Raw genomic sequence first — 21,848 nt, 5'->3', positions numbered from 1 at the left:
TTAATATTGTTGAAAGTTAGAGGCTAAGCTTTGGATTTCCTACTTCCGTTCTTAGCCTGTTTAGTTTATTAATTGCTTTTACTTCGAATTTACTAATTATCTTTTGATATTCTTTATTTGTTAGTGGGTCTGAATGATGGATAAGCATATGATATTGCTTGTTGATAATAATTAAATTATCATATTCATCTGTGCCACCAAGAGCTATTGGTTTTCTATGGTGGCAAATTGCTTGATGAGGTGTTAATCTCTCACCTGTAATACCACAACAACCTTTTTGTGCTACATATTTACTTAAGCGGTTATTTTCATACAGAACACTTTTTGATTTATATATTCCTTTACGAAACATTTCAATTTCCCTAACAGACACTTGTTTTAAACCTTTATGAATTGCAAGCCGATCTTTTGCGTTATAAATCGTAAAATCCGGTTTGCGTTGTCCTCGTATATCATGTCGAATTGCTTCAATAGGATATACCAATAATCCATTACTTTTGAATCGAGGATAATTATAGTCTCCATAAAACCTATCAATCACTCCATTTGTTTCTTTTGTTCTCACAAAAATGTTTCTGAACATTAGTGATTTGATATTAGGGTGAACATTATGCCTTATTTCATTAAAGTCTTGCGCTATCCTAGTAGCAATCTTGTAGTAATTTTGCAATCCTAAAATATTTGCATTGAAGTTCATTACCTTTTTTGGAGTAGGATTCTTTCTTAGCTTAATAAGTTGATGTCTAATTACGGCTTGTACCTTTTCTTTTGCTTTTGGGTCCATTTTTGAATTTACAATATAACCCGTTTTCGCATTTCCTTTTGATACCGCTCTAAATCGAATCCCTAAAAAGTCTGTACCGTTTTTCCGCAAGTTTGTAATTTTACTTTTTTCTTCACTTACCTCTAATCCCAATCGTTCTTTTAACCATTTTTCAATAGCTATTTTTATCCTTCGGGCGTTTTCATAGGAATTTGTGAATATTTTAAAATCATCTGCGTACCGAACTAAGTACATTGGTTTTAACTTTGTTTTCTTTAGAGCATCGGTTTTGTTGCGTTTTAGCTTATAAGGTACTTTTGTAGGTTTTGTTTCCCATTGATTCGAAATCCACCAGTCTAACTCGTTCAATACTACATTTGCGAGTAGAGGAGATAAAATTCCACCTTGTGGTGTTCCTTTTGACGGTACTCCTTCACCTAGTATTTCAGCTTTCAGCATCTTCTTAATAATAGCTAATACTTTTTTATCCCGAATGCCAATCGTCCATAATTGTCTCATAAGTTTTTTATGATTTACGTTATCGAAGAAACCTTTGATATCAATATCAATTACAAAGTGTTGATAGCTGTGATTCACCATATGATAACATCTTGCCAATGCATCGTGTGTGCTGCGTTTAGGTCTGAAACCATAACTTTGTGGGTTAAATTTTGCCTCCGTAATTGGTTCTAATACTTGTAAAAACATTTGTTGTATTAGCCTATCTTCAATTGTCGGAATACCTAGAGGTCTCATCTTTCCATTTGGTTTCGGGATAAATAATCGCCTAACAGCATGTGGTACATAATCTTCAAGCCTTCTTCGGACAAGTTTGACTAATTTATCAGCATTCATTTTATTCAAGTGTTTAATTGTGTGTCCATTAGTACCTTTCGTTTTACTACCTGTATTGCTCTTTAGGTTTCGAAAGGCTAATAAAATGTTCTGTTCAGAGATAATTATCTTATAGATATCTGTAAAGTATCGACCACTTTTACTTTCTTTATAAAGAATATCGAAAATCGATTGTAAACCGAAATATTCGTTGTTTCTTAGTTTTTGTATCATTAGGTCAGCCAACTAATCACTCCTTTGACGAAGCTTTCGTTCTCTTTAGTCATACTAGAATCTGACTTTAATGTAGGTTTGTTTTCAACATTAACGACTTGTGCCCTTCCCTCTGAAATGTTTTGTCCTCCGACTTATTGGATATTCAGTCATCTATGGCATTTCTTCACTGGTACTACGGCACTACTGCCACTCCTTTTAAGTAAGTTATAGCTAATAGCCTTTCCTTACACCGTCGTCAGCGGAATGCAATTTCCTCTTACGTTAGGAGCTTCACACGTTCCACTATTTCTATCTGTACATCTTTCCTTAGGTTCCCCCTAAATTCCGCTAGGCCAGCATGTGCCTATAACACACGATGGATTTTCATAACCAAACGCTTACTCATCCACACCTAGAAGTCCTATTTGGACCCCGCAGCATTTCTACTACGTGACATTCACGAAAAGTCAGTCGAGGGTTCGTCCCAGTCATTCTACTGATTCTAACCATAGAAAGTTTATAGACGCCAGACCTATCATTCACAAGATTGCTCTCTTTCCACAGCCGTACTGTTTGGGTGAACTTCAGCCTACTTTAACGAGCTTCATACAAGTTTCAATTTTGCAGTTATTCACTTGCATGTCGTAGCTTCAGCGAGTATGTTTCAGGGCGTTACTCCGTCATTCCATACTTTGAAATAGTAGTTCTACCAAATTGGTGGCTAATCTTTTCAATTAGCAACGTGTCGCACTCAAATCGATATCAGGTACTTTATCTCCTTTAAAACCAAGGAAAGTTTCGAATGGAATATCTTGTCCATCTTTTTTATAAGGTGTGCCACATTCCGTACAATCTTTGTTCGGTAGGTCATAGCCGGAGCTAACAGAACCGTCATTGAAAAACTCGGAATGCTTACAATTTGGACAAATATAATGCGGTGGTAACGGGTTTACCTCCGTAATTTCCATAAAGGTTGCCACTAATGAAGAACCAACGGAACCACGAGAACCTACTAAATAGCCATCCGCAAGTGACTTTTTCACAAGCTTTGCAGAAATTAAGTAAATCACACCAAATCCATGCCCTAAAATTGACTTTAGCTCTTTCTCAATACGAGCTTTAACGATTTCTGGTAATTCTTCACCATAGATACGATGGGCCATCTCATACGTTAAATTGGTTACTTCATCATCAGAACCTTCAATTTTAGGTGTATATAAGTCATCCTTAATCGGCTTTACATCGTCAATCATATTCGCAATTTTTTGCGGGTTTGTAACGACGATTTCTTTTGCAAGATCAGGACCTAAAAAATCGAACTCTTGCAACATCTCGTCCGTCGTGCGAAAATGAACCGCTGGCAGCTTGGATCGATTTAAAATATTGGCGCCACCTTGAGAACCAATCAGTATCTGTCTAAACATAGCATCGTTCGGATCGAGGTAATGAACATTTCCTGTAGCAACTACAGGCTTACCCATCTTCTTGCCAAGTTTCACAAGCTTGCGAATAATATCCTCAATAGTCCATTCATCGCGCACGACATTACGTTCAATTAACGGAGCATATACAGCCTTCGGTTGTACTTCAATATAATCGTAAAACCTTGCGATTTGTTCCGCTTCCTCAGGTGATTTATTCATCATCGTCTCAAACAATTCACCATTACTACAGCCGGAACCAACTAACAGTCCTTGTCGATATTGTTCCAACGTCGCGCGTGTTACACGAGGGACACGATAGAAAGTTTTTGTATGCGAATGAGACACAAGCTTAAATAGATTTTTTAAACCGTCATTATTAACTGCTAAAATCGTACAATGCATTGGGCGCGCTTTTTTATAGGCATCACCGCCGCCAATATGCTTATTGAAATCATCGTGATATTTAATGCCGAGTTCATCCGCTTCTTTTAACAGATGCAATAATAAGTAACCTGTTGCTTCCGTATCATAAATGGCGCGGTGATGTTGCGTTAATTCAATGCCGAATTTTTTACATAATGTATTTAAACGATGATTTTTCATCGTAGGATGGAGCAAACGAGCAAGTTCTAAAGTATCAATTACTGGGTGAATCGTATCTTCTAGACCGTATTTTTTATAACCAGTATAGAGGAAGCCCATATCAAAAGAGGCATTGTGTGCCACTACGATTGCGTCTTCTATAAAGGCATGGAACTCATGAATCACTTGCTCCACTTCTGGCGCATTGCGAACCATCTCATCTGTGATGCCGGTCAATTCGATTGTTGTTGCAGACAATGCATGATGTGGATTTGCAAAACTTTCGTATTTGTCAATCACATGTCCGCCTTTAATTTTTACTGCTGCAAGCTCTATAATTGTATCGTAAGCAGTAGAAAGCCCTGTCGTTTCGACGTCAAACACCACATAGGTCGCATCGTCTAATGAACGATGCTCAGAAGCATACGCAATCGGTACACCGTCATCGACTAAATTAGCTTCTAAACCGTAAATTATTTTTATGCCATGTTTTTTGCCCGCACTATAAGCCTCTGGGAACGACTGCACGACCGCATGATCCGTTATCGCAATCGCTGGATGACCCCATTTCGCCGCTTGAGCCACTAACCTATCTACCGGTGTAACTGCATCCATTTGACTCATCGGTGTGTGCAAATGGAGCTCTACTCGTTTTTCACCTTCTGGCGCCTTGTCTTGTCGTGTTTCTTTTTTAATTTCATTAATATCATTTGCCATCACAATTAAATCACGAATAAAGGTATCGGTTTGAACCGAGCCACGTACTTTCACCCACATACCCTTTTTCAAATGCTGCATTAATTCCGCATCATCGTTATCCCGTGAGAACATTTTTACAACAATTGAATCCGTATAGTCCGTAATTTTAATTTGTAGAAGTGAGCGTCCACTTTTTAACTCTTTAATTTCGGTATCGAACACAAACCCTTCAATAATAACACGACGTTCCTCTTCCACTATGCGCTTAATTTCCATAATTTCATCGTCTTTAATTTGCATACCGAGCTGAAATGGACGATCACCGAGGGCTGCCAATGCCGGATTGTCCTTTTTGTCCTGTTCACGTTTTTGGAAGTCTTGCATTGCTTGTTGAGCCATCGCTGCTTCTTCTAAACGTTTTTGCTCGATAAAAGCTTCTTGGGCTTCACGCATTTCTTCTGTTTCCTCTTGCAGCATAAAATCAAAGGCAATTTGCGGAAATCCAAATTGACTGTAACTAAGAGCTAGCTTTTCCGCATATTTCGTTTTCAGCATCATCAGTTCCATTTCCTGCACGCAGGATAACGTAATTTTTTGCCCATTCCACATCGGTATTTGCGATACAAGGCAATTTTTTAAGGTTGGTGCCATATCGTCGATTTGCTCAACAATGGTTAACCAATACGCTTGAATCAGCTCTTCCGTAACATTTTTTTCAACTGTTTCAAAAGTTGTTTCGATTTGGGCTATAGCAGCGAATTTTTCAGCTAGATGTGTACGAAATAGTTGATATAACGGAAATGGAAGTATGCCACGTAATTTAATATTAAAATGCCAGAGTCTATTTTTTTTATGCACAGTAAGACGGGCTAATTCGCCTTCTTCAAAAAAGGACATATAAACATCTTCTGTTAACTCTAGTTGTTGCAAGAGCATTTGAAATCTTTGTCTTGCTTCTTGTTGCTGTTCCAATCAATGACACCTACTTTCACTTTAATGGGCAAGAGTCTCTAATCACCACTTGCTCATTGTTATCTAGCAAATACTTTTTCAACTATGATGCAAAAAAATTCGCTCCCTTTCCACGGGCTATTCCAGCAAGCCTCACTTTGCTTTTATAGCAGTGAGATTTGCTTGGTTTCCCGTAGGAGTGTCGCGAATTCGTTTGCTTGTCCTCATTCATCTTCCAAAAGATGTTACTAGTAAGAACATCTATATCTTTTGGCTATTATGTTACCAAAGGATATTAATTTTTGCGGAAAAATTCATTTAAACGATCAATGACTTCCTCTTTTTTCCATTCAAATGTTTCACCTGTTTGACGGAATTTCACTTCGACAACACCTTCTGTTGCCTTTTTACCGACTGTTACACGAACTGGTAAACCTATTAAATCTGCATCTGCAAACTTAACACCTGCACGTTCCGCACGATCATCTAATAGTACATCATAGCGATATGATTTTAATAAGCCATATAACTCATTTGCTAATGAAACTTGTGTTTCATCTTTCGTATTAACAGGTACAACATGAATGTCATACGGAGCTAGTTGTATTGGCCAAGTAAAACCATTTTCATCTTGGAAATGTTCAGCTACGGCAGCTAAAATACGTGACACACCAATACCATAGCAACCCATAATAAACGGCTGTGCCTTTCCTTGCTCATCTAAAAATGTTCCATTCATTTTTTTAGAATAGGTAGTACCTAATTTGAAAATATGACCAACCTCGATACCTTCTGCAAATTTAATGATCCCTTGTCCATCAGGAGATGGGTCTCCTTCTTGGATAAAGCGAATATCCAAGTATTCATTGACAGCAAAATCTCGCTCTGGGTTAACATTTACTAAGTGGAAGCCGTCGTCATTAGCACCCGCTACCCCGTTACGAATTGATTTAATCGCATGATCTGCAACAACTTTGACCTCTACAGGTAATTTTACTGGGCCGATTGAACCTACGCCACAGCCTAGCAATTGACGAATAGCTGCTTCGTCAGCAAGTTCTACAGAACCAGCATCTAGCGCATTTTTCAGTTTAATATCGTTAATTTCGTGATCGCCACGAGCAAGGACTACCACTAATTCGCCATCAACATTAAATACTAATGATTTAATAACCTTTGAAGGTGCTACTTGTAAAAATGCAGATACTTCTTCAATTGTTTTTTGATCTGGTGTTGCTACTTTTTCAAGATCTTTTAATGCTTCATTGGCTGGTTGATACTCTACAGTGACTTCTGCCATCTCAATGTTTGCCGCATAATCGGATGTATCAGAGTATGCAATTGTATCTTCCCCAATTTCAGAAAGTACCATAAATTCATGTGTACCTTTACCACCAATTGAACCAGCATCGGCAATAACTGCACGATAGTTTAAACCAAGACGCGAGAAAATATTAGAGTAAGCGCGGTACATATCCTCATATGTTTCATCTAAGCTTTCCCGTGAAGCATGGAAAGAATAAGCATCTTTCATAATAAACTCTCTTCCTCGTAATAAGCCAAAACGCGGGCGTTTTTCATCGCGGAATTTAGTTTGAATTTGATAGAGTGTTAATGGTAATTTTTTATATGATTTAATTTCATCACGTACTAAAGTTGTAATGACCTCTTCATGTGTTGGTCCTAAGGCAAAGTCACGATCATGGCGATCTTTTAATCGCATTAGTTCTGGACCGTATTTTTCCCAACGGCCGGATTCTTGCCACAGTTCAGCAGATTGCAATGCAGGCATTAATAATTCGATAGAATTGATGGCTTCCATCTCTTCGTGAATAATATTTTCGATTTTTGTTAACACACGTTTTGCAAGCGGTAAATACGAATATACCCCACTTGTATTTTGACGAATAAACCCTGCACGTAATAATTGCTTATGTGATTTTACATCTGCATCAGCAGGTACTTCACGTAGCGTTGGGATAAATGTTTTACTTTGCTTCATTCAGTGTTCCACCTTTTTAATAAATAAATTTATACTCTAATTAGCATAAACAAATTTAGCTTTGAACGCAATGTTTCAAAAAAATTGCGCTCAAAGCTATTTTACATTTTATTTTCACTTTAGCCTAACTTTGTTTCGATGTTACGTTATAAACAGTCACGTATCATCTAAATATTGGAAATATAAAAGCCAATTGTCATTACGTGCTTGCTAGAAGAAGAAACGTTGGATATCGTTCCACGTTACAACCACCATTAATATCATCAGCAAGACGATACCTACAAAGTGCACCATACCTTCTTTTTGACGATCAATTGGTTTGCCTCTTAAAGCCTCATAGCCAAAGAACAATAATCGGCCACCATCTAATGCTGGAAGAGGTAGTAGGTTCATAATACCAAGGTTGATACTTAGCATAGCAGCAAAATTGATTAAGGCGAAAATGCCATATGTCGCCACTTCTTCCGTTGTTTTATAAATCCCTACAGGTCCTGATAATGCATCAATAGTAAATTGTCCTGTAATAAGCATACCTAGTAATTCAAAGATTTTAACCGTCATATTATACGTTTCTTGAGCTCCGTATACCACTGCTTTTAATGGGTTATAAACACGCGGACTTTCATACTTAACACCAATTTGTCCAAACGTCTCGCCTTTCTGCTTCACTGCTTTCACTGTCATATTGAGGTTTTCGATTTGTCCACCACGCTCAACCGTTACATTGATTTCTTGATTCGGGCGATTCTGTACAATGGCAGCTATATCTTGCCACTTTTCAACTGCTTGTCCATCAATCGAAGTCACCTTATCTCCTGCAAGCATCCCAGCTTGTGCTGCTGGATCATTTGCTACCACTTCTGTAATAATCGGCTCGTATGTTGGTACACCGTTTATTAAACCAATAAGCAAATAGATGAAAAAGGCTAATATAAAGTTAAATAATGGTCCTGCAAAAATGGTCATTGCACGTTGCCCAACGGTTTTTGCGTTAAATTGACGATCATATGGCGCGATTACGGTTTCTCTGCCATTTTCTACAACAACACAATCTCTTGCAACACTGTAACGAACTAAATTTTCTTCCTCATCATAGCCTTCAATAAATAATTCTCGTTCTAAATCAGCTCGTTCCACCTCTAAAAATAATAAATCTGGTAATTGTCTATTATTTTGATTGAAGATAATTTTTTTGGCGATATTATCTTCATCGACAATAAGCCCTACACGGTAGCCAGGCTGTAATTCAATACCATCCATATCTTCGCCTGCCATGCGGACATATCCACCTATTGGCAATAAACGGACTGTATAAATTGTTTCCCCATGCGTCTTGCCATAAATTTTCGGACCCATACCGATTGCAAATTCACGCACCATAATCCCTGCACGCTTTGCAAATAGGAAGTGACCAAGTTCATGGAAGAACACCAGCAAGCCAAATATTAAAATAAATGCAATGGCTGTTTGCATAATACCCCACCTTTAAAAGCGAATAGTTAACGAAAGCTTCCTGTCGTTATTTTACCATGTCTAACACTATTTTTCTTGTTTCTCTGTCCACATGTAAAATTGTTTGCAAATCTGGCACGGATACATTATTGTGTGCCTGCATGATCCGTTCAATTGTTGCATCAATTTCAAGGAACGTTATTTTCCCTTGTAAAAATGCTGCAACTGCCGCTTCATTCGCAGCATTCATTGCCGTTAAAATGGTACCGCCTGTACGCCCTGCTTCGAATGCTAAGCGCAACGCAGGATACCGTTCAAAATCCATTTCTTTAAAATGCAGTTGACCAATTTGCGCTAAATTAAGACGTTGTCCATTTTGGAGCGGCATACGATCTGGATAGCTTAATGCATATTGGATTGGTACACGCATGTCCGGCGTACCAAGCTGAGCAATTACGCTAGTATCATGATACTCAACAAGAGAGTGAATAATACTTTCTCTGTGTAAAAGTACATCAATTTTATCATAAGGCATATCAAATAAAACATGTGCTTCGATTACTTCAAGCCCTTTATTCATCATAGTAGCTGAATCTATCGTAATTTTTGCACCCATTGACCAGTTCGGATGATTAAGTGCATCGGCAACCGTAACATGTTTTAACTCTTCACGTGTTTTGTCGCGGAAACTTCCTCCAGAAGCTGTAATGATTAAACGCTCAATATTTTTCGGGTTTTCGCCATTCATCGATTGGAAAATAGCCGAATGCTCACTATCCACTGGTAAAATTGTAGCATTGTATTTTTTTGCCTCTGCCATAACTAAATGACCTGCTGTGACAAGCGTCTCTTTATTGGCAATCGCAATTGTTTTGCCCATACGAATAGCAGCTAGTGTCGATTCAAGACCAACGCTACCGAGCACTGCATTCACGAGCACCGTCGATTCAGGATGTGTAGCAACCTCTACAAGCCCTTTTGCACCAAATGTAAAGTGTACTTGCGGGTAGTCTTTTGCGAGAATAAGTGCATCTTCCTCAAGCTGAACCGATACCAGTTCAGGCTTTAAAGTCTCTATCATTTCACGTGTTTTTTCTATGTTTTTTCCTGAAGAAAACGCTACAAGATGAAATGCATCACGTTGTTCTTTTAAAATATCATAGGTTTGCCAACCGATAGAACCAGTTGCACCCAATAAACTAATTTTTTTCACGACAAAACGTCCCCTTTTTCTATCTAAGCGATCTATTGCAGAATTCGCATTTTCATCCATCATTGCGTCCCGATTTTATTCCAAGCTTGCTCGACAAGCAGCTGGCGTCGCCCTTTGGTGAGTATGTCGAGCTATTTACGGCTCGCTTTTCAAAGTGAGGTCGCCCGCCTTGCGCCCATCGATATATCTTTTCCTAAAACTTTAGGCAAATGACGCTTCCTAACAAGGTCTTACATACTTAGCTACCGAATAAATGTAAAAAATGCAGTAGTGGCACGACAAATAATAAACTGTCAAAGCGGTCTAGAATCCCGCCATGTCCTGGTAAAATATTGCCTGAATCTTTTACGTCAAAATGGCGCTTGATAGCTGATTCCACTAAATCGCCCATCTGACCAATTATCGAAGCAAAAATCGTGATCACAATAAGTGAAGCATAACCGTTAGCAAATGGATAAATCGCTTGCATAGCTATAGCAAAAATAACCGCTATAACAATCCCACCAACAAAGCCTTCAATCGTTTTCTTCGGTGATATTTCAGGCCAAAGCTTATTTTTACCTAGTTTTCTACCTACAAAATAGGCTCCTGAATCTGTTGTCCAAACAACAAGTAAACAATATACAACAAATTCAAGACCATAGTTTCGCGTTTCGATTAAATAATGGAAACCTAATCCTACATAAAACGCCCCAAGCAAAATAAAGCCAACTTCATCAAATGTAATTTTATTTTTTACGAGGACTACATAAATAAGTAACAGCATGACCAGTCCGTAAATAACCATTAGAACCGATGAATAGCCGATTGCATGTACTACCTCATTTGCCCAATCTTTTGGTATGACAAGCATAATAAGCGTTAGTAACCCGATCATACCAGGTACTGAAAAAATGGAAATACCTTTCATCTTCAGTATTTCATAAAAGCCTACAACAGCCATTGCTAGTACAAGTAGTGTAAATGGCACCTTTCCATAAATAACAAATGGAATAAACAGTGCCGCGGCAATGATTGCTGTGATGATTCGTTGTTTCAAGATGTTTCTTCTCCCTTCAACCCACCGTAACGGCGATTACGTTTTTGATAGTTTTCCACCGCTTCCAGAAAGTTTTCCTCGCTAAAATCTGGCCACAATGTATCTGTAAACCAAAATTCTGTGTAGGCGAGCTGCCATAACATAAAGTTACTTAATCGTACTTCACCACTTGTACGAATGAGTAAGTCTGGCTCTGGTAGATGAGCTGTCATTAAATGAGCTGTCATACATTCCTCATTTATGTCTTGTATAGTTAATTGACCGTCCTGTACTTTTTGAAGCATCGTTTTCATGGCACTTACCATTTCTGAACGACTACCATAATTTAAAGCAAAGTTTAAAATTAACCCTGTATTATGCTTCGTCTCTTCCATTGCCTCATACAATGCTTTTTGTGTATGTGCTGGCAAGAGTGACGGATCTCCAATCATTTCAACTCGCACATTGCGCTCCATCATTTCCGGTAAAAAAGATCCTAAAAATTCTACAGGTAGACGCATCAGAAAATCGACTTCAGGCTTTGGCCGTTTCCAATTTTCTGTAGAGAACGCATACACTGTTAATACTTTTATGCCAAGATCAGATGCAAATCTAGTTACCTTCCGTACCGTCTTCATACCTTCATGGTGCCCAGCAACACGTGGCATGGCACGTTTTTTAGCCCAACGTCCATTTCCGTCCATAATAATCGCTACATGGGCAGGAATCGGCTCGCTTTTCGCAAGGGCAACACGTTCCTCCAATGATAGTGTATCCATATTTACTTGTTTACCTAATAGCTTCTTAAACATGCTAACTCCCCCACTACAACTAATCGGACGTATACTAACCTATCATAACAAACAAAAGTGCTTTTTGTCTTTTTTTTCCCTCTAATTGACTATGTATGAACTAGCTTATTTTAGAACAACACACATCTCAAAGAAAAATCTTGTCTTGCTACATTCAGCAACTGCTAATAAGCCAGAACAATGTAATTCGTATACTACGTGTAAACGAGTTAACCATTACGGCTCGTAGAGAGCAGGTGAAAATTGTAACACCGATAAGAAATGAATACTTTTACAATAAAAGAGAAAAGACGTCCTGTTATGTATAGGACGCCTTCATCTCATCAAAAAGTTCCATCATAGAAATGCAAAGCGCCTGCTTACACTTCTAGAATTTCTTTTTCTTTTTCTTTCGCTACTTGGTCTACTTTCACGATGAACTCATCTGTTAATTTTTGAATATCGTCACCGTATCCACGTAAATCGTCTTCTGTGATTTCGCCTGCTTTTTCAAGTTTTTTAAGATCATCATTAGCATCACGACGAACATTACGTACTGCGATTTTTGCATCTTCAGCTTCTTTTTTCACTTGTTTTACAAGGTCTTTACGACGTTCTTCTGTTAACGCTGGAATCATTAAACGAATAACAGAACCATCATTTGTCGGTGTAATACCGATATCTGACTTCATAATCGCTTTTTCAATTTCACCTAAAATGGATTTATCATAAGGTGTAATCACGAGTAAACGAGCTTCTGGTACTGCAACACCTGCAAGTTGATTGATTGGGGTTGGCGCACCATAGTACTCTACAGAAATACGGTCTAGTAGAGATGCGTTTGCACGGCCTGCTCGGATTGATGCTAATTCACGTGAAAAAGCAGCAATTGATTTGTTCATTTTTTCTTTCGCTTGTTCTAATACTTGTTTAGTCATTGTGCATTCCTCCTAACAACAGTTCCAATTTTCTCGCCCAGTACGGCACGTTTAATATTACCTTGCTCCGTAATTGAGAAGACAATTAACGGAATATCGTTATCCATACATAAAGTTGAAGCAGTTGAATCCATTACTTGTAACCCTTGCTGAATAACGTCTAAGTATGTGAGTGTATCATATTTGATAGCAGTAGTATCGACTTTTGGATCTGCAGAATAGACACCATCTACATTATTTTTCGCCATTAAAATCGCATCTGCGTCAATTTCCGCTGCACGTAATGCAGCTGTTGTATCTGTAGAGAAGAACGGGTTACCTGTACCTGCAGCAAAAATAACTACGCGTTTTTTCTCTAAATGACGAACTGCTTTACGACGAATATATGGCTCTGCTACTTGTGTCATCACAATAGAAGATTGCACGCGTGTTTCGATACCTAATTTTTCAAGAGCATCTTGTAATGCTAATGAATTCATAACCGTTGCTAGCATACCCATATAGTCAGCTGCTGCACGATCCATGCCCATTTCACTACCGATTTTCCCACGCCATATATTACCGCCACCTACAACTACAGCAACTTCTACATCAAGATCTACTACTTCCTTCACTTCTTCAGCAACAGACTTGATAATTTTTGGTGATAAACCGAAGCCAGCCTCTCCTGCTAACGCTTCACCACTTAGTTTAATAACTACTCGTTTATATTGTGGCACACTCATTGTAAACCTCCGTCAGACATTTATTTAAAACTTTTCTTTTCCTTTTCCATTATAGTATATCTAACAATAATTGCTAGCTGTGAATAATGGTAATAGAAAATTCTATCCTTTTTTAGCTCATCTCGGAAAAATAGGGAACACGTTATGTTGTGTTCCCCATTTTTGTCTAGAAAATCTAGTTATTATTTGATTAGGATCAAATGCAAGCCAATCCATCAACTGAACTAGTCTACAAATTAGTTACCTTTAACTTGGTTCATTACTTCTTCAGCAAAGTTATCTTCGCGTTTTTCGATACCTTCACCAACAGCGTAGCGTACAAAACCAGTTACATTACCGCCAGTTGAAGCAACGAAGTCGCGAACTTTTTGATCTGAATTTTTAACGAATGATTGGTCAAGTAAGCATACGTCTTCGAAGTATTTACCAAGACGACCTTCAACCATTTTTGCAACGATGTTTTCTGGTTTACCTTCGTTAAGTGCTTGTTCAGTTAACACTTTACGCTCACGGTCAACTTCTTCAGCAGAAACTTCTTCACGAGAAACGTAAGTTGGGTTAATCGCTGCGATATGCATAGCGATATCTTTAGCAGCAGAAGCATCTGTAGAACCTTCTAAAGATACTAATACACCAATACGGCCACCCATGTGTAGGTAAGAACCGAAAGCATCTGCATCAGTTTTTGTTTTTACTTCAAAACGACGAAGTGTAATTTTTTCACCGATAGTTGCTACAGCTGTTGAAATTTGGTCAGCGATTTTTACGCCTTCTGCATTTTCAAGCTCTACTGCAGCTTCTACTGATGCTGGTTTAGCAGCAAGTAATTGCTCAGCTAAAGAAGAAACTAATACTTGGAATTTATCGTTTTTCGCAACGAAGTCAGTTTCAGCGTTTACTTCAAGAATAATTGCTTCGTTACCTTTTTCTAAAATATAAGTTGTACCTTCTGCAGCGATACGGTCAGCTTTTTTAGCAGCTGAAGAAAGACCTTTTTCACGTAGGAAATCGATTGCAGCTTCTAAATCACCATCAGTTTGTACTAACGCTTTTTTACAATCCATCATACCAGCGCCAGTTTTTTCGCGTAATTCTTTTACTAATTGTGCAGTAATGTTTGCCATTTAGTGTTGCCTCCTCAAATTGGTTAAACTATTTATAGTGGTAGGTTCTAAAAAAGGTGATAAGGGTTCTGAGCCACTTATCACCTTTTTGTAAACGTGAATTACTCAGCAGCAGCTTCAGTAGCTGGAGCTTCTTCTTCACCTTGTTTTGACTCGATTAAAGCGTCAGCCATTTTAGCAGTTAAAAGTTTAACAGCGCGAATAGCATCGTCATTAGCAGGGATAACATAGTCGATTTCATCTGGATCACAGTTAGTATCAACAATACCTACTAGAGGGATGTTTAATTTACGAGCTTCAGCAACAGCGATACGTTCTTTGCGTGGGTCAACCACGAACATAACGTCTGGAAGATCGTGCATATCACGGATACCGCCTAAGAATTTAACTAGACGTTCGTGTTCTTTTTTAAGTTGGATTACTTCTTTTTTAGGTAGAACTTCAAAAGTTCCTTCTTCTTCCATTTTTTCGATAGCTTTCATACGTGCAACACGTTTTTGAATTGTACCGAAGTTAGTAAGAGTACCACCTAACCAACGTTGGTTGATATAGTAGTTGCCTGAACGTTCAGCTTCGTCTTTGATCGCTTCTTGTGCTTGTTTTTTCGTACCAACGAAAAGAACTTTACCACCGTCTTGACCAACTTGACGCATGAAGTCATAAGCTTCCTCTAATTTTTTAACAGTTTTTTGTAAGTCGATGATGTAGATCCCGTTACGCTCAACGAAGATAAATTTCTTCATTTTTGGGTTCCAACGACGAGTTTGGTGACCGAAATGTACACCAGCTTCAAGTAATTGTTTCATAGAAATTACTGACATGTGAATTTCCTCCTAGAATGTTTGGTTTTTTTCCTCCGCATTTATCACTTGCGACAAGCTACCCTAATCTTAGAGCACCACTTACTGCATCAAAATGCGTGTGTAGTAATAACACCATTTGCTACTATATCACAGCTTTATGGCATTCGCAACTGTTTTAGCTATGAAATTTCAATAAAAGCTCGATTTCTGTCTTTCCTTTTTGCAGCTTTTTCGCAATTTCTTCAGCAGTTTTTCCCTGCTCAGCCATTTGAACAATTTGTTGTTCCATCGTTAACGGCTTTGATTCTTCTTTTGGTAAACTATCAATCTTTGGCGCAGCCGTTTGCACAGCCGTCGTTCCTCCCTGTTGTTGACGAGAATAGGCATTCGCTACGATATTTTTCGGCATTAAAATACGTGGCTCACTATTAGCTGTCACTGCCTTCATCTCACCATCGGTTTGTGACAAAGGCTGTCCTTGACTTTTAGGCACAGCTATTGGTTGTGCCTGTTGTCCAGTATCAGGTGTCATAGTAGGTTTTGGTACCACTTGCAACGCTTGAATTAGACGATTATTTTCATCCTTCATTTCAGCTAAATAGAGGCTAATCGTATCATCCATTTCTCGCATTAAGCGTTCCTGCTTTACTTCTAAATCTTTGAATTTCGCTAATTTCGTATTTAATATAATAATGAAATAAAATGATAGTAGCTGCAAAACAAAGAGAACAGCAATTAATATGGTTGTCATAGTAAACTCCTATCCACTAAAGTCCACGAAATTACCTTTGAACGGATGCTGAGCCTGTTTTTCTGGTTTTTCGTTATGGTTCTTTTTCTTTTTACGCGTTCCTTTTATATACTCGCCACCCGCTTCTTCCTCTTCGCTAATCTCCGTCATACCTTCTGAAGTATTTACAGCTTTTTGCTTGCGCTCTAATTCCTTTTTTAACGCTTCATTTGCATGTACTTGTTGAGCTAAAGTTTGTTGTTGTGCCTGATCTGCCATTTTACCCGCTTCAAACGTTTTTGGAATAGCTATTTGTAATTCGACACCTTTTAAACTCATTAAAATTCCTCCCTCAACAATCCGTTAGATACTATACATTAATCATTTCATTGGACAATAGCTTTCGCAACTTAAATAATGCTTTTGAGTGAATTTGAGAAATACGTGATGTTGACAATTCGAGCATTTCACCTATTTCAGTTAGTGTCAACTCTTCTGTATAAAATAAACTCAGTACGAGCTGCTCTTTATCATTAAGCTTTTGTATATTTACCGCTAAATCATCGAGTAACTCCGATTTTATTACGACTTGCTCTGGAGTCTTTGTCGTATCATCACGGATTACAAAGGACTTCCCCTCTGCTTCTTCCTGATCTTGTTGCTCATTGATGGAGAGTACATTTGAGAAGAAATGCTCCTGCACCGTTTGGTATACGTCTTCCACAGGTAACTCCATATGCTGTGCAAGCTCCTCAGGCGTCACATGGCGCATTAACTGTTGTTCTAATTGTTCAATCTTGGCATCCATCTTTTTGGCCTTTTCTCGTGCAGAACGAGGTAGCCAATCCTCTTTACGCAAGCCATCGATTATAGCGCCTCTCACCCTAAAAGAAGCATATGTATCAAACTTTAAGTCTCGATTTATATCAAATTTATTTAAAGCATCAAATAGACCTAGCATGCCTAAGCTTGTTAAATCGTCACGCGATACGCTCTTAGGTAAACCTGCACCAATTCGCTGCACATGGTAAGTCACAAGAGAAGTATATTTTTTTATTAATAAATCACCCGCATCAGGATCACGTTCATTCACCCATCGATTCCACAGCTTTTGTTCATCGTTTAGAATTGGTTGTGTCATAAAATCCACCTCTCTACTTTGCGCCTGTTTGCACGGACTTTTTGCGCTTTCCTCTCAAATGCTCCAAGGCGCCAATAGTTCTGTCGCTTTGTTAACGCTGTACGCTTGAAAATTAAAAAACATACACATGTCTATCAAAAAGAGACTCACTTATCACATTTTGAGTATTTTGCTTACAATGACTGACAGATTTAGATACAAACCTATGCCATTCTTTCCTTTTATTATAACAACATTCGACTATAATTTCATATGATTCTCTAACACTATTCTATTATTAATAGCTGTTCTATTTTAGGCAGAAGAAAACTGCCTCCAATAATTAGACGACAGCTAACATTAGAGGCAGTTTAAAGTGTTCTGGCTTATGCATTTACTTGTTGTTCATCTTCACGATGCATCATCGTTCGAACGGCTTGTGCAATATCTTCTGTGCTTTCATCTTGAAACTCAACCGTTGAATTTGTCGTAGAAGTTTCTTTCCCCTTCTCATCGACGACAGAAGCACTATTTTCTTCTAGTCCACTGTCATCTTCCGACGGGTCGGCAGTTGGTGTAAATAACACATACGCAATTAAAAACCTTACGATATACATGACAAAAAATACGATAATTGCTGCTACAAATGAACCGATGATAATACGTAATGGTGTATAGGGCTGTTGCAGTGTCATAAAGAAATAAAGGGAAAAGGCAATCAATGCCCCCCATAGGTTATAAAAAATAGAACCAAACATTATATTTCACTCACTCCTTGGTTAACCGTTCGAATATGTAACATCGACGTAGCAGGGTTAAATTCAATTGTTCGACCGCTATTACCGCCCGTATTTTCGGCTACTAAAGGAATTCCATGACGTTTTAATTCAAACTTTACAGCCTCCACATTACGAGGACCGATGCGCATTGAATCTTTGTCGGACGTAAATTGAAACATTTGCGCACCCCCCGCAATTTTTGCCTTCAGTTTAAATTTTTGAACACCCTCTAGCTTTAATAAATCAATCATAGCTGAAATGCCCGTATCTGCAAATTTCGCTACATTTATTGACTCTGCTCTACCTAAACTTGAATCTGGTAGCATGACATGTATTAAACCAGCTATTTTCTTTGACTCATCGTATAAAATAACGCCTACACAAGAACCAAGTCCTGAAGTTCTAATCGTGTTCGGAAATTTCGCTACATCCATTTGAGCAATTCCAACTTTTATTACTTGTCCATTATTATTGTTGTTAAGCATAGGCTATGAAACTCCCAATGCTTTAAAAATAGCATCAAAAGAATCTGGATCAGGCAGTAAGAAGAAATGTCCCCTAACTGTTTCATGATCCTCCACACCGTCTTCAAAAATGGATGTATTAATTACGATGACATTATCACTCACATGCGATAATTCAATTAAGCCAATACTAATAATAGCACCAAACATATCTACACTTAGACCAGGCACAGTTGGATAAATTTTTAAATTTGTAAAATCTGATAACGCGGATAAATATGAACCAGATAAAATATTCCCCATTTCCTGCATGGCAGATAAACCTAACTCCGAAACAGGTGGGTTTTTAAAGTCGAATGATTCATCCTGTATTAGACGTCGGATAAAGCGATTAGCTTGTTCAATCGGAAGTATGAAAAACATGCTTCCTTCAGCATCTCCCTCAATGCGTAAAAAAATCCCAACTACAACGTTTTCAGAACCACCAGCAAGCTCCATCATGTCATTAAACGACACCATTTCAACCTTCGGGACACGCATATCGATTTTTTTACCAAGTAAATTGGAAAGAGCTGTTGCAGCATGGGCAGCTCCAATATTTCCAATTTCCTTTAATACGTCTAAATGTAGTGATGTAATCTTTTGATTAAGTGTCATAATCGAATCCCTACTTTAGTGGATTTAATACTTTCTCTAAATGTAATAATATTAATAATCGTTTACCTATTTTGGCTACGCCAGAAATAAACTCTTCTTCAAGAGATCCTACTACCTCTGGTTGAGGTTCGATTGAGCTTGCTGGAATATCCAACACATCGTTCGCTGAATCTACAACAAAGCCTACTTCCATGTCTTCTAAAGAGATAATGATAATACGAGTCGTTTCTTCGTGCTCAGAGATTGGTAATTCAAAACGTTCGCGTAAATCAATAATTGGTGTTACGACACCTCGTAAATTGATGACACCTTTTACATATTTCTCTGTTTTAGGTACACGTGTAATATGCATCAGTTTCTCGATACCTTGGACGTGTGATACTGGAATCGCATATTCCTTATCTGCTAATTGGAAGACAATTACTTTAATATTTTCTTGTTCAACTGCATTTGTCATAGTAAACACCTCTCTTATTCATTCACCTTATTTTATAAGTGCATTGCAATCCACAATTAGGGCTACTTTACCATTACCTAAAATTGTTGCACCTGAAATTGCAAAGATATTCGTTAAGTAGTTTCCTAATGATTTCAGTACAATTTCTTGTTGGCCAATGAATGAATCGACAACTAAACCAGCAAGTTTCTCGCCTTTACGAACAATTACTACTGAATGGAATTCATCATCTTGTAGCTCTTTACGAGGTACTTCGAAGATTTCTTCTAAGAATACAAGTGGAACCACTTTACCACGGAAGTCAATCACCTTTTGGTTATGTGCATTCATAATATCTGATGAACGGATAATCGATGTTTCAATAATTGATGATAGTGGTATCGCATAAATTTCTTTTTCTATTTCCACAAGCATTACCGAAATAATAGATAATGTTAACGGCAATTGAATGGAGAAAATAGAGCCTACATCTTGTGTAGATTCAATCGAAATGTTACCACCTAACGATTCAATCGTTGTTTTGACAACGTCTAGCCCTACACCACGACCTGATACATCTGAAATAACATCTGCCGTTGAGAAACCAGAAGCTAAAATAAGCTCATTAATTTGATTGTCTGACATAGCAAGAGATTGTTCACGCGTAACAACTCCTTTTGAAATCGCTTTTGCCAACACCTTTTCACGATTAATGCCAGCCCCATCATCTTCAATTTCAATAAAGACATAGTTACCACTGTGATAAGCACGTAACACCACTGTGCCTTCTTCTGGCTTTCCTTTTGCACGGCGTGCAGTAGGGTTTTCAATGCCATGATCGACAGAGTTACGGATTAAGTGAACGAGTGGGTCTCCAATTTCATCGATTACTGTTCGATCAAGCTCTGTTTCTGCGCCAATAATCTCAAGGTTTATTTTCTTATTAAGATCACGAGATAGCTGACGAATCATTTTAGGGAAGCGGTTGAATACAGTTTCCACAGGGACCATTCGCATTGTTAAAATAATCGTTTGTAGGTCACCCATAACACGGCTCATTCGTTCAACAGTTTCGTTTAACTCCCCATGATTCACTTCAGTTGCAATGGATTGTAAACGTCCACGATCAATCACAAGCTCCTCAAATAGATTCATTAAAATATCCAGACGTTCGATATTTACGCGAATCGTTTTGTTTCCTACAGGTGCATGACTTTTATCTGCTTTGGCAGGTGTTGATTTTGCTGGTGCAGGCTTAGCCGGAGCTTCAACTGGTGTATCTACTACCTCTACTGGCGTTGTTGCTGTAGCCGTTGCTGTAGCGGCTACCTCTTTATTTGCTTCATATTGTTTTTCACTGAATTGCTCTTGATTAATCTTTGCAACACTTACTTCATCAACTTCAGAAACCTTCATTAACTTCTTCTGCATATCTTCTGCTGATTCTTTTGTTACGAACGCTACATAAAATTGTTGATCGAATTGTTCATCTTCAAGCTTCTCAACAGATGGCGTTGATTTAATAACATCACCATCTTTTTCAAGAATCTCGAATACCATAAATACACGTGCTGCTTTTAATAGACAATCTTCACGCAGTCTTACTGAAATTTCAAAAGCATTAAATCCTTGTTCCGCAGATTGCGTTATAACTGTTTGCTCAAAGCTATCATATTCTAGTACGCTTGGTACTTCAGGTATAGCTACAGTAGCTACTACTTCTGGAAGAGCTTCCTCACCAGATTCAATGCGCTTTAACTGTGCGACAGTGGAAGAAACATCTCTTTTACCGTCTCCGCCATTAGCAATATCCATTACCATTTCTTCTAAATGATCCACAGATTCAAATACAATATCTAAAATTTCTGGTGACACATGAATTTTTTCATTTCGAATTGCATCTAGGACATTTTCCATTTTATGCGTTAAATCTGCTAAGTCTTCGAAGCCCATAGTCGCTGACATACCTTTTAATGTATGAGCTGAACGGAAAATTTCTCCTACGATAGCCAAATCATCTGGGTTTTTTTCTAGTTCTAATAAATGCTCACTACAAGCTTGTAAATGCTCTTTACTTTCTTCGATAAACATCTCTAAATATTGATTGACTTCCATTAAGAGGACACC

General features: G+C 38.1%; 18 protein-coding genes and 1 pseudogene. All 19 read right to left on the bottom strand.

The window, feature by feature from the left end; genetic code table 11:
* Positions 1-16 precede the first annotated feature (16 nt).
* Positions 17-1,843, bottom strand: coding sequence for a group II intron reverse transcriptase/maturase (gene ltrA, locus I5435_RS05035; protein ID WP_337983331.1), 1,827 nt, complete (start codon positions 1,841-1,843; stop codon positions 17-19).
* 719 nt (positions 1,844-2,562) lie between these two features.
* Positions 2,563-5,490 (bottom strand): annotated as a pseudogene (locus I5435_RS05030) (PolC-type DNA polymerase III); the annotation flags it as partial.
* Positions 5,491-5,764: 274 nt separating this feature from the next.
* The gene (locus I5435_RS05025; RefSeq protein ID WP_337983330.1) at positions 5,765-7,471 is read right to left on the bottom strand and encodes a proline--tRNA ligase; all 1,707 of its coding nucleotides are present in this window, start codon (positions 7,469-7,471) and stop codon (positions 5,765-5,767) included.
* Between the two features lie 210 nt (positions 7,472-7,681).
* The gene (gene rseP, locus I5435_RS05020) at positions 7,682-8,944 is read right to left on the bottom strand and encodes an RIP metalloprotease RseP (RefSeq protein ID WP_337983329.1); all 1,263 of its coding nucleotides are present in this window, start codon (positions 8,942-8,944) and stop codon (positions 7,682-7,684) included.
* A gap of 46 nt (positions 8,945-8,990) precedes the next feature.
* A complete protein-coding gene (gene dxr, locus I5435_RS05015; protein ID WP_025218805.1) occupies positions 8,991-10,136 on the bottom strand; it encodes a 1-deoxy-D-xylulose-5-phosphate reductoisomerase in 1,146 nt (381 codons plus the stop codon).
* Positions 10,137-10,374: 238 nt separating this feature from the next.
* The gene (locus I5435_RS05010) at positions 10,375-11,175 is read right to left on the bottom strand and encodes a phosphatidate cytidylyltransferase (protein ID WP_337983328.1); all 801 of its coding nucleotides are present in this window, start codon (positions 11,173-11,175) and stop codon (positions 10,375-10,377) included.
* Complete coding sequence (locus I5435_RS05005; protein ID WP_024362002.1) at positions 11,172-11,966, bottom strand: undecaprenyl pyrophosphate synthase; 795 nt, start codon at positions 11,964-11,966, stop codon at positions 11,172-11,174. Before I5435_RS05005 ends, I5435_RS05010 begins: the two co-directional genes overlap by 4 nt.
* Before the next feature lie 359 nt (positions 11,967-12,325).
* A complete protein-coding gene (gene frr, locus I5435_RS05000) occupies positions 12,326-12,883 on the bottom strand; it encodes a ribosome recycling factor (RefSeq protein ID WP_108029527.1) in 558 nt (185 codons plus the stop codon).
* Positions 12,880-13,608, bottom strand: a complete 729-nt coding sequence (pyrH, locus tag I5435_RS04995; RefSeq protein ID WP_024362004.1) for a UMP kinase — start codon at positions 13,606-13,608, stop codon at positions 12,880-12,882. Before pyrH ends, frr begins: the two co-directional genes overlap by 4 nt.
* Before the next feature lie 236 nt (positions 13,609-13,844).
* Positions 13,845-14,732 (bottom strand): translation elongation factor Ts, encoded by an 888-nt coding sequence (gene tsf, locus I5435_RS04990; protein WP_069510104.1) that lies wholly within the window; start codon positions 14,730-14,732, stop codon positions 13,845-13,847.
* A 101-nt stretch (positions 14,733-14,833) separates the two neighbouring features.
* Positions 14,834-15,553 carry a 30S ribosomal protein S2 gene (rpsB, locus tag I5435_RS04985; protein ID WP_024362006.1) on the bottom strand — a complete coding sequence of 240 codons (720 nt, stop codon included), beginning with the start codon at positions 15,551-15,553 and terminating at the stop codon, positions 14,834-14,836.
* Positions 15,554-15,710: 157 nt separating this feature from the next.
* Positions 15,711-16,286 (bottom strand): DUF6115 domain-containing protein, encoded by a 576-nt coding sequence (locus tag I5435_RS04980; protein ID WP_337983327.1) that lies wholly within the window; start codon positions 16,284-16,286, stop codon positions 15,711-15,713.
* A 9-nt stretch (positions 16,287-16,295) separates the two neighbouring features.
* Positions 16,296-16,604: a hypothetical protein gene (locus tag I5435_RS04975; protein WP_024362008.1), complete on the bottom strand. Its 309-nt coding sequence runs from the start codon at positions 16,602-16,604 to the stop codon at positions 16,296-16,298.
* 31 nt (positions 16,605-16,635) lie between these two features.
* Positions 16,636-17,406: a FliA/WhiG family RNA polymerase sigma factor gene (locus I5435_RS04970; RefSeq protein WP_024362009.1), complete on the bottom strand. Its 771-nt coding sequence runs from the start codon at positions 17,404-17,406 to the stop codon at positions 16,636-16,638.
* Positions 17,407-17,771: 365 nt separating this feature from the next.
* Positions 17,772-18,143 (bottom strand): hypothetical protein, encoded by a 372-nt coding sequence (locus tag I5435_RS04965; RefSeq protein ID WP_024362010.1) that lies wholly within the window; start codon positions 18,141-18,143, stop codon positions 17,772-17,774.
* Complete coding sequence (locus I5435_RS04960) at positions 18,143-18,649, bottom strand: chemotaxis protein CheD (protein WP_024362011.1); 507 nt, start codon at positions 18,647-18,649, stop codon at positions 18,143-18,145. The genes I5435_RS04965 and I5435_RS04960 overlap by 1 nt, the downstream gene beginning before the upstream one ends.
* 3 nt (positions 18,650-18,652) lie before the next feature.
* A complete protein-coding gene (locus tag I5435_RS04955) occupies positions 18,653-19,285 on the bottom strand; it encodes a chemotaxis protein CheC (RefSeq protein WP_024362012.1) in 633 nt (210 codons plus the stop codon).
* 10 nt (positions 19,286-19,295) lie between these two features.
* Entirely contained in the window at positions 19,296-19,742 is a 447-nt protein-coding gene (locus tag I5435_RS04950) for a chemotaxis protein CheW (protein WP_024362013.1), read from the bottom strand.
* Positions 19,743-19,769: 27 nt separating this feature from the next.
* Positions 19,770-21,836: a chemotaxis protein CheA gene (locus I5435_RS04945; RefSeq protein WP_024362014.1), complete on the bottom strand. Its 2,067-nt coding sequence runs from the start codon at positions 21,834-21,836 to the stop codon at positions 19,770-19,772.
* Positions 21,837-21,848: the final 12 nt, after the last annotated feature.

The sequence above is a fragment of the Lysinibacillus sp. C5.1 genome, assembly GCF_016350185.1.
Lineage (GTDB): Bacteria > Bacillota > Bacilli > Bacillales_A > Planococcaceae > Lysinibacillus > Lysinibacillus sphaericus.
The sequence above is the reverse complement of the archived record's forward strand: the minus strand, read 5'-3'. Positions and strand labels throughout refer to the sequence as shown.

What these genes read in the sequence shown, in the direction of transcription:
- I5435_RS05025 (WP_337983330.1), bottom strand. Translation starts at nt 7,471, where the DNA reads ATGAAGCAAAGTAAAACATTTATCCCAACGCTACGTGAAGTACCTGCT.
- rseP (WP_337983329.1), bottom strand. Translation starts at nt 8,944, where the DNA reads ATGCAAACAGCCATTGCATTTATTTTAATATTTGGCTTGCTGGTGTTC.
- I5435_RS05005 (WP_024362002.1), bottom strand. Translation starts at nt 11,966, where the DNA reads ATGTTTAAGAAGCTATTAGGTAAACAAGTAAATATGGATACACTATCA.
- frr (WP_108029527.1), bottom strand. Translation starts at nt 12,883, where the DNA reads ATGACTAAACAAGTATTAGAACAAGCGAAAGAAAAAATGAACAAATCA.
- pyrH (WP_024362004.1), bottom strand. Translation starts at nt 13,608, where the DNA reads ATGAGTGTGCCACAATATAAACGAGTAGTTATTAAACTAAGTGGTGAA.
- tsf (WP_069510104.1), bottom strand. Translation starts at nt 14,732, where the DNA reads ATGGCAAACATTACTGCACAATTAGTAAAAGAATTACGCGAAAAAACT.
- rpsB (WP_024362006.1), bottom strand. Translation starts at nt 15,553, where the DNA reads ATGTCAGTAATTTCTATGAAACAATTACTTGAAGCTGGTGTACATTTC.
- I5435_RS04980 (WP_337983327.1), bottom strand. Translation starts at nt 16,286, where the DNA reads ATGACAACCATATTAATTGCTGTTCTCTTTGTTTTGCAGCTACTATCA.
- I5435_RS04975 (WP_024362008.1), bottom strand. Translation starts at nt 16,604, where the DNA reads ATGAGTTTAAAAGGTGTCGAATTACAAATAGCTATTCCAAAAACGTTT.
- I5435_RS04970 (WP_024362009.1), bottom strand. Translation starts at nt 17,406, where the DNA reads ATGACACAACCAATTCTAAACGATGAACAAAAGCTGTGGAATCGATGG.
- I5435_RS04965 (WP_024362010.1), bottom strand. Translation starts at nt 18,143, where the DNA reads ATGTTTGGTTCTATTTTTTATAACCTATGGGGGGCATTGATTGCCTTT.
- I5435_RS04960 (WP_024362011.1), bottom strand. Translation starts at nt 18,649, where the DNA reads ATGCTTAACAACAATAATAATGGACAAGTAATAAAAGTTGGAATTGCT.
- I5435_RS04955 (WP_024362012.1), bottom strand. Translation starts at nt 19,285, where the DNA reads ATGACACTTAATCAAAAGATTACATCACTACATTTAGACGTATTAAAG.
- I5435_RS04950 (WP_024362013.1), bottom strand. Translation starts at nt 19,742, where the DNA reads ATGACAAATGCAGTTGAACAAGAAAATATTAAAGTAATTGTCTTCCAA.
- I5435_RS04945 (WP_024362014.1), bottom strand. Translation starts at nt 21,836, where the DNA reads ATGGAAGTCAATCAATATTTAGAGATGTTTATCGAAGAAAGTAAAGAG.